A 14,115-nucleotide genomic window follows, 5' to 3' on the forward strand; every position below is an offset into this window, starting at 1 on the left:
CCCACCGGCCGAACGGCCCGGTGCGGCCGAGCTCGGCGGCTCCCCGGGTCATGCGGTCCATGGCGAGCCACGCCATGATCTTCGAGTGGACGAAGTGGCGGCGGGGGCCGCGCACCTCCCACAGTCCCTCGTCGGGCCGGTCCCAGTTGTGCTCGAGGAACTCGGCGCCCTTCACCAGCAGCGACCAGGTGTAGTCGTCCCGCGGCATGCCCCGCTTGCGCGCCCGGTAGAGGGCGTTGACCACCTGGCCGTAGACGTCGAGCTGGAACTGGCCGGCGGCGCCGTTGCCGATCCGCACGGGGGCCGAGTTCTCGTAGCCGGGCAGCCAGTCGAGCGTCATCTCCGGCAGCCGCCGCTCGCCGGCCACGCCGTACATGATCTGGTGGTCCTCGGGGCGGCCCGCGATGGCGCGCAGCAGCCACACGCGCCAGGCGTCCGCCTCCTCGACGTACCCCGCCCGCAGGAGCGCGTCGAGGGTCATCGCCGCGTCGCGCAGCCAGCAGTAGCGGTAGTCCCAGTTGCGCACGCCGCCGAGGTGCTCGGGCAGCGACGTGGTCGGGGCGGCCACGATGCCGCCGGTCGGGCTGTAGGTCAGCGCCTTGAGCGTGATGAGCGAGCGGACGACGGCGTCGCGCCACGGACCCCGGTAGCCGCACCGGGAGACCCAGTGCCGCCACGCGTCGACGGTCAGGCCGAGCTCGGCGAGGGGGTCGATGGCCGGGGGCTGCGGCTGGTGGGAGGGGTGCCAGGTGAACACGAACGGCAGGCGTTCACCTGCGGCGACGGTGAACGTCGCCTCGTGCCGGTAGTCGCCGCCGCGCAGCGGGACGGGGGAGTGGATCCACACCGAATCGGGGCCGCCGACCGCGTGCAGATGGGCACCTGTCCGGCGGGCCCACGGCACGATGCGGCCGTAGTCGAAGCGGATGCGGATCTCCGTCGTCATCTCCACCGTCCCCGACAGGCCCTCCACCATCCGGACCAGGTCGGGGTTGCCGGAGCGGACCGGCATGAAGTCGACCACCCTGACCGTCCCCGTGGGGGTCTCCCAGTCGGTCGCGAGCACCAGCGAGTCCTCGAGATACGCCCGCCGGGCGGCCGTGTCCCGCCCCACGGCGGCCATCCGCCAGAAGCCGTTGGACTCGTCGCCGAGCAGGCGGGCGAAGCACGAGGGGGAGTCGAAGCGCGGCAGGCACAGCCAGTCGATCGAGCCGTTCCGGCCGATCAGGGCGGCCGACTGCGTGTCGCCGATCAGTGCGTAGTCCTCGATCCGCATGCGCTCACCTCCCCCGCGCCGTACGGCGTGTCCCCTCAGCGCCGGGCGTGGGCCTCCTCCCTGGGCAGCGGCCCGGCGCCGGTGTGCCGGCCCGGGCGCGTCCGCGCGTGCCGCTGCCCGGGGCCCGGTCCCGTACGGCCGGCCAGGGCGTCGGCCACGACCCCCGTCGCGAAGGCGTAGACGGCCTTGTGGAGCAGGTCCACGCCCAGTTCGAGGCGGGGCCAGGTCGGGGGCGGCGCGCCGACCCCGGTGGCGTTCTCCAGGATCTGGTCGTTGGTGAGCCGCACCACGGCGAACTTCACCGACGACCACGGGCCCCGCAGCCCGGCGTGGGCCATCACGGACCGCAGGATTCCCAGCAGCGCGCCCTCGCCGTAGTGCATGGCCCAGTTGACGGCGTCGGACGCGCGCCCGGACCGCTCGGCCATGCCGGTCAGGCGTTCGAGGACCCGTGCCGGGACGTAGGAGTTCGGCCGTCCGGTCAGCCGCTGCTCCAGCTTCTCGCCGAGGGTCATCACGGCCGCCCCGGCCGCCCCGGCGACCAGGCCTTCCCACAGCGCTCGCCTCATCATGCAGGCTTCGTACCCGGTGGCCGGGCGGAGTCCCCGGCGGGAGCCCACAGCTTCATGAAGACCTGCGTCGCCGGGCCGATCGTCAGGGCGAAGACCAGTGTGCCCACGCCCACCGTGCCGCCGAGCAGCCAGCCCACGGCGAGCACGGTGATCTCGACGACGGTGCGGGCGGCCCGGATCGACAGGCCGAGCCGGTTGAGGCCCGTCATCAGGCCGTCGCGCGGCCCGGGGCCGAAGCCCGCGTGGATGTAGAGCCCGGAGGCGGCGGCGATGGCGAGGATGCCGCCCAGGAGGAAGGCCCACTGCACCGGCCAGGCCGCGGGCGCGGGGACCAGGGCCATCACGCCGTCGGCGCTGGTGCCGACCACCAGGACGTTGCTGATCGTGCCGAGGCCGGGCCGCTGCCGCAGGGGGATCCACAGCAGCAGCACCAGCGCGCCCACCAGGTTGATGCACAGGCCGATCGACCACCCGGTGCGCACCGACATGCCCTGGTGGAAGACCTCCCAGGGGTCGAGGCCGAGCCCGGACCTGACGAGCAGCGCGATGCCGCCGCCGTAGAGCACGAGGCCGGCGTAGAGACGGACGAGCCGCAGCGGGAGCGAGCGGGGGCGCGGAAGGGAGAGTTCGGTCATAGTCGGCCCATCGTGCAGGCCGGTGGGGTTGCGAGGAAAGGGCCAATCAGAGAAATTGGCCTTCATGGATCGGTATCTCAGCGCTCCCCAGCTCGCCCGGCTCGTCCGGGTGCCATCGGACGCCCGGCCCTACTACCGGGCGCTCGCGCAGGCGGTGCGCGGCCTGGTCCTCGACGGGCGGCTCGCCGTCGGAGTGCGCGTGCCGGCCGAGCGGCATCTGGCCGAGGCGCTCGGTGTGAGCCGCACCACCGTGACCGCGGCGTACGACCGGCTGCGCGAGCAGGGCTACCTGGAGAGCAGGCAGGGGTCCGGCAGCCGTACGGCCCTGCCCGACGCCGGTGCGCTCGGGACCGACAACCCGTGGCTCGCGTCCGACGACGACGGGCTGCTGCCGCTGCACGCGGCCGCGCCCCCGGCGACCGCCCTGCTCGGCGAGGCCCTCGAGGAGGCGGGCCGGGCCTATCACCGGTACGCGCTGGGCATGGGCTACCACCCGGCCGGGCTCGCGCCGCTGCGTGAGGCGATCGCCCGCAGGTACGGCGAGCGGGGGCTGCCCACCCGGCCCGAGCAGATCCTCGTCACGGCCGGGGCCCAGCACGCTGTCCACCTGCTGATGTCCGCGTTCGCCGAGCCGGGCGGCCCGGTGCTGGTCGAATCGCCGACCTACCCGCACGCGATCGACGCGGCGCGGCTGCGGGGAGCCCGCCTGGTGCCGGTGGGCGTCCAGGAGGACGGCTGGCACCTCGACCTGGTGACCTGTGCGATGCGGCAGTCGGCGGCCCGCCTCGCCTATGTCATCCCCGACTTCCAGAACCCGACGGGCCACCTGATGTCCGACGCCGATCGCGGCGCGCTGGTGGACGCGGCCCGCCGGCACGGGGTCACGCTGATCGCCGACGAGAGCTGGGCCGAGATCGCGCTGGACGACACCGCGCGCGCGGCGCCGCTGGCGGCGTTCGACACCGACGGCCGGGTGATCAGTGTGGGGTCGGCCTCGAAGCTGTGGTGGGGCGGCCTGCGGGTCGGCTGGATCCGGGCGAGCGCCGCGACCGTGCGCCGCCTGGCCGTGCTCCGCGCCGCCGTCGACATCGCGGGCGGGGTGTTCGAGCAGCTCGTGGTGGCACGCCTGTTCGGGCGGATCGAGGAGGCGCGCGCCGAGCGCCGCCGAGGGCTCGGCGCGTCGTGCGCGGCGCTCGCCGGGGTCCTGCGCGAGGAGCTGCCGGGCTGGGCGTTCACGGTGCCGCGCGGTGGCGGCTCGCTGTGGGTGCGGCTCGACGGGCCGGTGGCGGACGCGGTCGCCGAGGCCGCCGCCGCCCGGGGCGTACGGCTGGCCCCGGGACCGTGGTTCGGCGTGGACGGCGCTCTGGAGCGGTATCTGCGGCTGCCGTTCACCCAGCCCCCGGCCGTGCTGGAGGAGGCGGTGCGCCGCATCGCCCGCGATCCCGCCGGTTACCGGCCGCGCGAGCCGCTCACGCCGATCCTGTGACCGGTCCTCAGCTGGGCGCGGGCACGGGCGGCACGTGGTCGTGCTCGGCCATCAGCACGCGGAGTTTGCGGACGAACACCAGCATGACGAGCCCCGCCGCGATCGCGGCGAGCGCGAGGGCGAGGTAGTACGCCGGCATCGGCACGACCCTGGTCAGCCGGTAGGCCTGGCCGCCGACGGAGTCGCCGAGGGCCATGGAGAGGAACCACAGGCCCATGAGCTGGTTCTCGAACGCCCGGGGGGCGAGCTTGTTGGTGACCGACAGCCCGGCCGGGCTGAGGAACAGCTCGCCGACGGTCTGGATGAGGTAGACCGACAGCAGCCACATGACCGAGACCTTCACGCCGCCCGAGGCGATGCCGGCCGCGACCGACATGACGACGAAGCTCAGCCCGACGACCACCAGGCCGACCGCGAACTTGAGCGGCGTGCTGATCCGGGTGCCGGCCTTGAGGAACATCTGCGCGAAGAGGGGGGCGACGAGGATGATCGCGAGCGAGTTGACGTTGCCCACCCAGCCCGGCGGGATCGAGAAGCCGAACACGTCCAGGTCGGTGTCGTGCTTGGCGAACAGCAGCAGCGCGCTGCCGGCCTGATCGTAGACGAGCCAGAAGATCGCGGCGGCGAGGAACAGCCACACATAGGCGAACAACCCGGTCCGCTCCTCGGCGGTGATCTCGCGTGAGGAGAAGAGGAAGGCGAAGTAGGCGATCGGCACGGCCGCCGTCACGACCGTGAGCACGAGGGCGAACCGGTCCACGGTCAGCGTGCCGCTGAGCGCCCACAGGGCCAGCGCGGCCGTTCCCGCGCTGAGCCCGACGCCCGCGACGAGCTTGAAACGCCGCTGCTCCTCGGGTGTGAGCCGGTGGTCCGGCTCCTCGCCGGCGCCGCACAGCGTGGCCCGGCCCCGGATGTACTGCGCCAGGCCGATGGCCATGCCGACCGCCGCCGCCCCGAAGGCGAGGTGCCATCGGCCGCCCGTCTGGAGCCAGGGCACGACCATGATGCCGAGGAACGCGCCCAGGTTGATGCCCATGTAGAAGACCGTGTAGCCGGAGTCGCGCCGGGCGTCGTCCTCGTGCCGGTACAGCTCGCCCACCAGCGCCGACATGTTCGGCTTGAGCAGCCCGCTGCCCAGCGCGATCAGCACGAGGCCGAGCCAGACGAACCCCCCGGCCATGGGCATCGCCATGCTGACGTGGCCGGCCATGATGATCAGGGCGCCGGCCAGCACGGTCCTGCGCGCGCCGAGCAGCCGGTCGGCCAGCCACCCGCCCACGAGGGCGAGCAGGTAGACCGAGGCGATGTAGACGCCGTAGACGCCGACGGCGGTCGTCTCGGGCAGGCCCATGCCGCCGCGCGCGACGGGCGCGGTCAGGAACAGCACGAGGACGGCGCGCATGCCGTAGTAGCTGAAGCGCTCCCACATCTCCGTGCCGAACAGCGTGGCCAGCCCCCGTGGATGGCCGAAGAAGGTCCGCTCTCCCACCGGCGGACCCGATCTTCCGGATGCCATGCGTTCTCCCCCCCGCATCGTTCTCGTACCTTACCTGCCTTTATGTCTTATTTGTCCGATTGTGGTGGCAGGCCATACCACATCCGGTCGCGCTTCTCGCCACCGGGGTCTTGTCCGGAGCTGATCTTTTGTGATGCGATGCATGCCACGCGTGCGAGATGCCCCTTGGGAGGCGCGATGACCGGCGTACTTGAGGACCGGGCGGCGATCGAGCGGGAGATCGCGGGCAGAACGGTGTGCGAGCAGCTCAGCTGGGCCGCGCGGGAGCATCCGGACGCGCCGGCGTACTCCGATCCCGCGGGAGACGAGTGGACGACGCTGACCTACGCCGAGGCGCACGGGCGCGTGCTGGAGATCGCCGCGGGCTACGCCGCGCTGGGCCTGCGGCCGGGCGACGCCGTCGCGCTGATGCTGGTCAACCGTAGCGAGCACGTGCTCGCCGATCTCGGCGCCGTCCACGCGGGAGCCGTCCCCTGCTCCGTCTACGCCACCTTCGCCCCCGAGCAGGTCGCCTACGTCGCCCGCGACGTCGGGGCGCGGATCGCGGTGCTCGGCGGCCCGGCCGACCTGGCCCGCTGGGAGCCGATCCTCGGCGAGCTGCCCGCGCTGAAGAGGATCGTCATGCTGGAGGGCGCCCCCGAAGACGACGAGCGCTTCCTGAGCTGGGAGGCGTTCCTCAAGATCGGCGCCGACGCGCTGGCCGCCGACCCGGCCGCGGTGGACGCGCGCTGGCGGGCGGTGACGCCGGAGGACACGCTGAGCGTCCTGTACACCTCGGGGACGACGGGCAACCCCAAGGGCGTCCCGCTGACCCACACGAACGTGCTGTTCGAACTCGCCACGACGCAGCGGATGATCGACCTGCCCACGCACGGCACGCAGATCTCCTATCTCACCTACGCGCACATCGCCGAGCGCGTGCTCAGCCTGTACCTGCCGCTGGTCAAGGTCAACCACGTGTACTTCTGCACCGACATGGCGAACCTCGGCGCGACGCTCGGCCAGGTGCGCCCGGTGCTGTTCTTCGGCGTCCCCCGCGTCTGGGAGAAGCTGACGGCCCGGCTGCAGGCGCTGCTGGCCGGGCAGCCGCCCGAGCAGCAGGAGAACGTGCGCGCCGCGATGGCCGCCGGGCTCGCCTACATCGAAGGGCTGCAGTACGGCCACACGGTCACGCCCGAGGTGCGGGAGGCGTACGAGCGGGCCGACGCGGCGCTGCTGTCGCTCATCCGCGGCATGATCGGGCTCGACCGGGCCCGCTGGTGCGCCACCGCCGCCGCGCCGATGCCGATCGAGGTGCAGCGGTTCCTCGCCGGCCTCGGCCTGAAGGTCATCGACGTGTACGGCATGACCGAGACGACCGGCGCGTTCACCGCCAACTCGCCGGACGTCTTCAAGCTCGGCACGGTGGGCCGGGCCGAGCCGGGCGTCGAGGTGCGGATCGCCGAGGACGGCGAGATCCTCACCCGCAGCCCCCTCAATACGCGGGGCTACCTCGGCCTCCCCGAGGCGACCGCCGAGCTGCTCGACGCCGACGGCTGGCTGCACACCGGCGACGTGGGGTCGATCGACGAGGACGGCTTCGTGCGCATCGTCGACCGCAAGAAGGAGCTGTTCATCACCTCGGGCGGGGAGAACGTGTCCCCGGCCGTCATCGAGGGGCACCTGAAGGAGCACGCGCTCATCGGGCAGGCCCTCGCGTACGGGGACCGCAGGCCGTACCCGGTGGCGATCCTCACCCTGGACGGCGAGGTCGCGCCCGAGTGGGCGCGGGCGCGCGGCATCCCCTTCGGGTCCCTGGCCGACCTGGCCGGGCATCCGGACGTGCTCGCCGAGATCGAGGCGGCCGTCGAGGCCGCCAACCGCAGGCTCGCCCGGGTGCAGCAGATCAAGAGGTGGCGGCTGCTGCCCGCCGAGTGGACCGCCGAGACCGAGGAGCTCACCCCCAGCCTCAAGCTCAAGCGCCGCATCGTCCACGCGCGGTACGCCGACGTGATCGAGGAGCTGTACGCGGCCGGCTGAGCGCGGGGAGGTTCTCACCGGGCCGCACGACCGGACCGGGTTTCACCGGCCGTCTTTTTACCTGCCCGGGAGTGTGTCGGGGGCGGGGCGGCCCCCGGTCGTGCGTACGGTCACGGGGCATGATGAGACCTCTGTTCGCGACGCTGGCCCTCGCGGCCGCGACGACGGCGGCGGCCGCGCCGGCCCCCGCCCCCGGTGACCTGGCCATCCGCTCGGTCGAGGTGCGCCCGTCCGATCCGGTGGTCGGCCCCAGCGGGTCGGTGCGGCTGGTCGTCGACGTGGTGGCGCGCGGCGCGGAGCGCGTCTCCGTCGTCCTGGAACCCGGCCGTGCTCCCGCGGACGAGGACGAGCCCGGCAAGGAGCCGCCCGAGCCGGACGTGTCCCCCTCGCCGCCGTCGGGCGACGCCGTGCCGGTGCCGTCGGCCCCTCCGGAGTCCGGCCTCCCGGCTCCCGGCGTGCCCGGTTCGGTGCCCGGTTCGGTGCCCGCTGTCGGGCCCCTGCCGGGCTTGGGCGGGCTGGCGTCCGCGATGCCCGGAATGGTGGGGGTGTCGCGTGCGGGGGGCCGGCCGGCCTGGCGCGTCTCCCCGGCGTCGCCGGGGGAGTGGGAGACCTGGCGGTTCCTCCCGGACAAGCCGTTGTCGCGGTGGTATCGGAGCGGCCCCTGGACGGTCACCGCGACGGCGGTGAACGCGCGGGGCGAGCGGGCCGTCGCCCGGGCGGGCTTCAACCTGCGCCGGGCGACCGAGATCGAGGGACTCAAGGCGGTGCGCGACGGCGAAGCCGTCCGGGTCACCGGGACGCTGCTGCGGGTGGACCCGGTCGGCAAGGTCGACTACCGGCCCTTCGCGGGGCAGCGGGTCGAGGTACGCTTCCGGCCCGCCGGGTCGCCTCGCTGGAGGACCGTGGGCGAGGCGGTCACCCGCAGGGACGGCTGGTTCAGCGCCCGGGTCCGGGTGGACGGAGAAGGCGCGTGGCGTGCCGAATATGCCGGTACGTCCAGATATGCCGCCGACACAAGTCCGCAGCGCGAGGCATAAAAGCCGCTCTATGTCTTGTGAGAGCATAAAGTCGGACATAGTGGTCAGTTACCATTTTGTAATCTTTTAAGCCCAAGAGTGAGGCAACTTTTCTCCTCCTTGTGACGTCTATGACGTAGGTGCGCCCCAAACCGGGGCGCGATCCTTGAAACGGGGAGAGGATTTAGCCTCATGGAGAAACGAGTCGCTACCGCTCTGGTAGCGGTCGCCATGGGCGCCACGGCGCTCGCGACTGCGCCCGCGTACGCGGACCCTGTCGCGCCTTCGCCGACGCCCAAGTCGGACTCCACTCCTTCGGACAACGCCCGCAAGCCGTACACGCCGGACCCGCGCATCCTGTCGGTCGACGTCGACCCGAACGTGGTCGTGGTGAACAAGGGCCGGTCGGCCCAGGTCACCGCCCGGGTCACGACCAGGGACGTCAAGAGCGTCGACATCGACCTGTGGGGTCCCAGGGGCCGCAGCGACCACGGCGGCGACCACTGGTTCGGCAAGCGCAAGGGCGGCCCGAACGACGGTCCGAAGTTCGACCACGCGTCGCGGTCGTGGCGCTTCGACTGGAGCGACCGCACCGGCACCTACAAGGTGCACGTGGAGGCGATCGGCCTCGACGGCAAGAAGTACACCGCCGACCGGACCTTCACGGTGAAGCGCAACGAGTGGCACGCGCCGCGCCCGTCGGGCCCGAAGGCGACCCGCATCGCCGGCTTCGACGCCACGCCCGAGCCGGTCCGCAAGGGCCGCTCGCTGACCCTCAAGGGCACGCTGCAGGTCGCCAAGTGCTGGGGTGACTGGTACTACGACGACTGGAACGACTTCTCCGGCCGTCGCGGCGGCGACCGCTACTGCTCCGACAGCCGCAACTACTGGAACGACTGGCGCTGGCTGGGCTCCCAGGACGTGGAGGTCTACTTCCAGCCCTCGGGCTCCCGCCGCTGGCAGTACGTGGACACCATCGAGACCGACGGCGACGGCGACTTCGCCGCCACGGTCCGGGCCTGGCGGTCCGGCACCTGGGCGGTGCGGTTCGACGGCAACCGCCGTCTCAAGGGCTCCGAGGCGACCGACTACGTGAAGGTCTGGCGCCACTAGGAATCCCTCCGCGACGCCCGGCTCCCGTACGGGGGCCGGGCGTCGGCTTTTTCTCTGACGTGGTTCCTGATTAAAGGTGACAGTTGGGGTAGAGAGGTCCCGGCGTGCGCGTGAAACCTGCATAGTGAGTGGAGCGCCGCGGTCACGAACGGCGAGCACCCGCTCGCACCGCGTGTAGGGGGGTCTGGCTTGATCCGACTGATGCTCGCCGAGGACATGCACCTCATCCGCAAGGCGCTGGTCGCTCTGCTGTCGAGCGAGGACGACCTCGAGGTGGTGGCCGAGGCGGACAAGGGTGAGGACATCGTCCGGCTCGGCTGCCTGCGGCGTCCGGACGTCGCGGTGCTCGACATCGGGATGCCCGGTGTCGACGGCCTCACCGCGGCGGCCGAGCTGCACCGCCGATTACCCTCCTGCAAGACCGTCGTGCTCACCGGTCTCGGCACGCCCACCGCGCTGCGCAAGGCGCTGGACGCCAACGTGCGCGGCTTCGTCGTGAAGGACGCCTCGCCGGGCCACCTCGTGGACTGCATCCGCCGCGTGTCGAAGGGGGAGCGCGTCATCGACCCCGAGCTCGCGGTGGCCGCGCTCGACGCCGACGCCAACCCGCTGACCGCGCGCGAGCTCGACGTCCTGGAGACCGCCGCCGGCGGCGCGACCGTCGGCGAGATCGCCGACCGCCTGTCGCTGTCGCGCGGCACGGTCCGCAACTACCTGTCCCGCATCCTCACCAAGGTCGGCGCCCGCTCACGCGTCGAGGCGATCCAGATCGCCTCCGAGTGCGGCTGGCTCTGGCCCGCGGCCGGGCGCGACATCGGCATCCTGCGCTACCGCTCCCGCCGGTAGCGGCCCCGGCGCCTCCCAATGGCCGACCAGGTCCGCGTACAGCGGCGAGGCGGCCACCATCTCCGCGTGCGTGCCGAGCAGGACGCGGGTGCCGTCCATGACCAGCACCCGCCGGGCCCGCAGGGCCGAGGAGATCCGGTGCGCCACGACGATCAGCGTGCCCTCGCGCGCCGCGAACGCCGCCTCCGCCCGCGCCTCCGCCGCCGGGTCGAGATGGCAGGTCGACTCGTCGAGCACGACCAGCCGGGCGGGCGACAGGTAGGTCCTGGCCAGCGCGACGAGCTGCCGTTCGCCCGCCGACAGCTCGGCCGGGTCGAGCGGGCCGCCCGCCGTGCGCCGCGCGAGATCCGCCAGCCCGAACGCCGCCACCGCCTCGTCCACCCGCTCCGGCGGCGTCCCCGGCGCGAGGTAGGTCAGGTTCTCCGCCAGGGTGCCGGGGAAGACGTACGCCTCCTGGGGGATCAGCGCGCGGGCGGCCGGATGGACCTGTGCGGCCGGGACGCCGCCGACGAGGACCTCGCCGTCGTCCGGGCGCAGCAGGCCGGCCACGAGCGCCGCCAGCGTGGACTTGCCGATCCCGCTCGGGCCGACGACCACCAGGTGGTCACCCTCCGGCACGACGAGGTCCAGGCCGTCGATCACCGGCTCGGCGGCCTTCCGGCCGGCGGCGCCGTAGGCGAAGCGCACCCCGCGCAGCTCCAGGCGGACGCCGCCGGGCCGCCGGTCGCCGTGCCGCACGGGCGGGCCGGGGGCGTGCAGGATGCGCTCCAGCGTGACGGCCAGACGGACGCCGCTGACGCCGAGGCCCTGCACGAGGCCCCCGAGCGCGGGGGCGAGCGACTGCATCACGTAGGTCAGCGAGCCGAGGATCACCCCGCCGGTGACCCCCTGGCGCACCAGCCAGGGCGCGCCCGCGAGCAGGAGCACGACCGGCAGCCACGCGCCCACCGCCAGCGACAGCGTCCGCGACGCCGTCACCCGGGCCAGCGCCCGCGCGGCCCTCGCCTGCCGGAAGACCTCCCGTCCGACGCTCGCCGCGACGCGCTCCTCGCCGCCGCAGGCCGTCACGTCCCGCAGGCCGCTCGCCATCGCCGCCACCGCGGCCGCCGTACGCTCGTCGGCGACGATGAACTCGCGCTGACGCCGGGCGAGGGCGGGCAGGGAGACGAGGAACAGGCCGAGGCCCAGGGCCACCGGCGGCAGCACGAGCGGGACGACCTGGGGGGCCAGCGTCGTGAGCCCCACCGCCACGCTGACCAGCGTGAACACGAAGGTCCTGACCACGGTGATGATCGCGCCCAGGGCGTCCCTGGCCAGCTCCACCTGATGGTTCATCCGGGCGACGGCCGCGCTGTCGCCGCCCCGCCCGGCCCGCAGCGCCCCGGTCACCACGCGTTCCAGCAGATCGTCGCGGAAGGGCTCGACGATTCCGGCGATGAGCAGCAGCACCCGCCGGGCGGCCACCGCGGCCACCGTCCACGCGGCCGCGAGCACGCCGAGCCAGGCCAGACCCGCCAGTGGCCGCCCGGCGGCGAAGCCGTCGTCCACCGCGCGCGCGACGGCGTACCCGCCGCACAGCGCGGGCAGGGTCTCACCGACCGACCAGGCGGCCAGCAGCAGCAGCCGGGACGGCTCTCGCGTCAGCGCCCCCGTGACCACGCGCCGCGCGCCGGCCCTGCGCGTATCGGCGCCCCGCATATCGGCCTCCTGTCTGTCGGCCCCCTGTCTGTCCGCGCGGCGCGTGCCGGCCTGCCACGCGTCCGCCTGCCGCGGCATCCCGGCGAGGGTGCGCCGCCTCACGAGTCCTCCTCCGCCTGGAACACCGCCCGGTAGCCGGGGTCGCGCCACAGCCGCTCGTGTGTGCCGGTCGCGCGGACCCGCCCGTCCTCCAGCCACACGACCTGGTCGGCCTGCGCCGCCGTCGTCACCCGGTGGGCCACCACCAGCCGGGTGCGGTCGGACAGGCTCCCGGTGAGGGCGCGCGCCACCTGCCGCTCGGTCACGGTGTCGAGGCTCGACATGGCGTCGTCCAGGATCAGCAGCCGACCGGCCTGCGCGAACGCACGGGCGAGCCCGACCCGCTGCATCTCGCCGCCGGACATCGGCGCGTCGCCGACCGGAGTGGCGTACCCGAGGGGCAGCCGCCGGATGAAGGCGTCGGCGCAGGCGGCGGCCGCGGCGGCCCGCACGGTGTCCTCGCTCCGCACGGTGTCCTCGCTCCGCACGGTGTCCTCGCTCCGCTCGCCGGGGGCGTCCCGGGCGCCCAGCCCGAAGGCGACGGCCTCGCCCAGCGTCTCGCCGAACAGCGCGGGCCGCTCGAACGCGTACCCGACCGCGCGGCGCAGCGGCTCGCGGCCGATCTCCCGCAGGGGCACCCCGTCCAGCAGCACGGCGCCGCGTTCGGGATCGACGAGCCGGCCGGCCACGGCGGCCAGCGACGACTTGCCCGAGCCCGAGCGGCCCACGACCGCCGTGCACGTGCCGCCCGGCACGACCAGGCTGACGCCGCTCAGCAGCCGCACGCCGTCGGCCCGTACGGTCACCTCGCGCAGCTCCAGGGTGCCGGGGCCGGTCGGCAGCGTGCGGTCCCCATACGCGGGGGCCGGCACGGCGAAAAGCTGCTCCAGCCGCATGGCGGCCGACCGGGCGCGGGCGATGCGGGCCGCGTAGCCGAGCGCCGACCCCAGGCCGGCGCCGAGCACGACGTAGCGCGCGGCTGCGAGCAGCTCGCCGACTGTGAGGCCGCCCGCCGCCAGGCGCAGTCCGCCGACGCCGAGCACCGCGATCTCCAGGAACGGGATGACGACGGCGGCCTGGACACCGGCCCGCGCCTGCAGCCGCCACAGCGCCAGCCCGTGGGCGCGCAGTCGGGGGAGCGGGGCGAGCACGCGCGCGGCCTCGCGGTCCTCGCTCCCGGCCGCGGTGATGGTGCGGGCCCCGGCGAGGGCGCCGACGAGCATGGCGGCGATCTCCCCCTGGGCCTGCTGGTAGCCGCCGGAGGCCGCCGTGGTCCTGCGCATGAAGGCGCGCAGCACGGCCACGATCAGAAGCAGACCGGCCACCAGCGTGACCGCGAGCCACGGGTCGATCAACGCGAGGGCGACGACGCTGCCGGCCGCCGGAACGATCAGCGTGGCGGCCGTGACCACCGCCTCGGGGGTCCGCCCGGCCTCCTCCACGTTCACCCCGGCGCGGGTGACGAGCTCGCCCGGCGTGAGGTGGCGGGTCATGCCCGCGCCGACGGACAAGGTGTGGGCCACGACCCGGGAGCGCAGCCACTGCGCGGCCCGCGCGCCGCTCACGCCGGCCGCGAGCACGCGCAAGGTGTCGCAGGCGACCACGAGCGCGACGAGCAGCGCGGCGGCCACGAGCGGGCCGGTGAGCCCGGCGCCGGCCCTCGGTCCGCTCCCCGCCTGGGCCCCCACCACGGCGTCGACCGCGCGGCCGAGCGCCGCGGGGAGCAGCAGGTCGGCGGCGGCGCCCAGCAACGCCGCCGCCGCCAGCGCCGCCAGCCACGGGCCGCCGCGCCGTACGGCCCGCGCGATAAGCAGGTCCGCCGAACGAGAGCTCACGTGGTCCTCCAGGAGTGCGAGGGCGGGACGGGGCCGCAAACGCGGAAGCCTGGGCGGCCGCGAC

At 74.0% G+C, this 14,115-nt stretch carries 11 protein-coding genes; 5 read left to right on the top strand and 6 right to left on the bottom strand.

The genetic code is table 11. From position 1 onward, the window contains the following. The 3 genes from AAH991_RS19060 to yczE all read right to left on the bottom strand — a co-directional run. Positions 1-1,276 (bottom strand): glycoside hydrolase family 15 protein (locus AAH991_RS19060; protein ID WP_346227203.1); only part of this gene is annotated, 1,276 nt, incomplete at its 3' end. A gap of 35 nt (positions 1,277-1,311) precedes the next feature. Next, positions 1,312-1,848, bottom strand: a complete 537-nt coding sequence (locus AAH991_RS19065) for a hypothetical protein (protein ID WP_346227204.1) — start codon at positions 1,846-1,848, stop codon at positions 1,312-1,314. Then, positions 1,845-2,483: a membrane protein YczE gene (yczE, locus tag AAH991_RS19070; protein ID WP_346227205.1), complete on the bottom strand. Its 639-nt coding sequence runs from the start codon at positions 2,481-2,483 to the stop codon at positions 1,845-1,847. Before yczE ends, AAH991_RS19065 begins: the two co-directional genes overlap by 4 nt. A gap of 64 nt (positions 2,484-2,547) precedes the next feature. Between yczE and yczR the strand changes: the two genes are divergently transcribed. Further along, positions 2,548-3,969 (top strand): MocR-like transcription factor YczR, encoded by a 1,422-nt coding sequence (gene yczR / locus AAH991_RS19075; protein ID WP_346227206.1) that lies wholly within the window; start codon positions 2,548-2,550, stop codon positions 3,967-3,969. A 7-nt stretch (positions 3,970-3,976) separates the two neighbouring features. Here yczR and AAH991_RS19080 read toward each other — a convergent pair whose 3' ends face one another. Next, a complete protein-coding gene (locus AAH991_RS19080; RefSeq protein ID WP_346227207.1) occupies positions 3,977-5,485 on the bottom strand; it encodes a peptide MFS transporter in 1,509 nt (502 codons plus the stop codon). A 177-nt stretch (positions 5,486-5,662) separates the two neighbouring features. On the opposite strand from AAH991_RS19080, the gene AAH991_RS19085 reads away from it, so the two are divergent. The 4 genes from AAH991_RS19085 (at position 5,663) to AAH991_RS19100 (ending at position 10,479) form a co-directional block, all read left to right on the top strand. After that, complete coding sequence (locus AAH991_RS19085) at positions 5,663-7,504, top strand: AMP-dependent synthetase/ligase (RefSeq protein ID WP_346227208.1); 1,842 nt, start codon at positions 5,663-5,665, stop codon at positions 7,502-7,504. 119 nt (positions 7,505-7,623) lie between these two features. Further along, positions 7,624-8,541, top strand: a complete 918-nt coding sequence (locus AAH991_RS19090) for a hypothetical protein (RefSeq protein WP_346227209.1) — start codon at positions 7,624-7,626, stop codon at positions 8,539-8,541. Between the two features lie 171 nt (positions 8,542-8,712). Further along, the gene (locus AAH991_RS19095) at positions 8,713-9,633 is read left to right on the top strand and encodes a hypothetical protein (protein ID WP_346227210.1); all 921 of its coding nucleotides are present in this window, start codon (positions 8,713-8,715) and stop codon (positions 9,631-9,633) included. 189 nt (positions 9,634-9,822) lie between these two features. After that, positions 9,823-10,479 (top strand): response regulator transcription factor, encoded by a 657-nt coding sequence (locus AAH991_RS19100; protein ID WP_346227211.1) that lies wholly within the window; start codon positions 9,823-9,825, stop codon positions 10,477-10,479. On the opposite strand, the gene AAH991_RS19105 is transcribed toward AAH991_RS19100, so the two are convergent. Further along, entirely contained in the window at positions 10,381-12,279 is a 1,899-nt protein-coding gene (locus AAH991_RS19105) for an ATP-binding cassette domain-containing protein (protein ID WP_346227212.1), read from the bottom strand. The genes AAH991_RS19100 and AAH991_RS19105 overlap by 99 nt on opposite strands. Beyond that, positions 12,276-14,051, bottom strand: a complete 1,776-nt coding sequence (locus AAH991_RS19110) for an ABC transporter ATP-binding protein (protein WP_346227213.1) — start codon at positions 14,049-14,051, stop codon at positions 12,276-12,278. The genes AAH991_RS19105 and AAH991_RS19110 overlap by 4 nt, the downstream gene beginning before the upstream one ends. Between the last annotated feature and the right edge of the window lie 64 nt (positions 14,052-14,115).

The sequence above is a fragment of the Microbispora sp. ZYX-F-249 genome (genome assembly GCF_039649665.1).
GTDB classification, from domain to species: domain Bacteria; phylum Actinomycetota; class Actinomycetes; order Streptosporangiales; family Streptosporangiaceae; genus Microbispora; species Microbispora maris.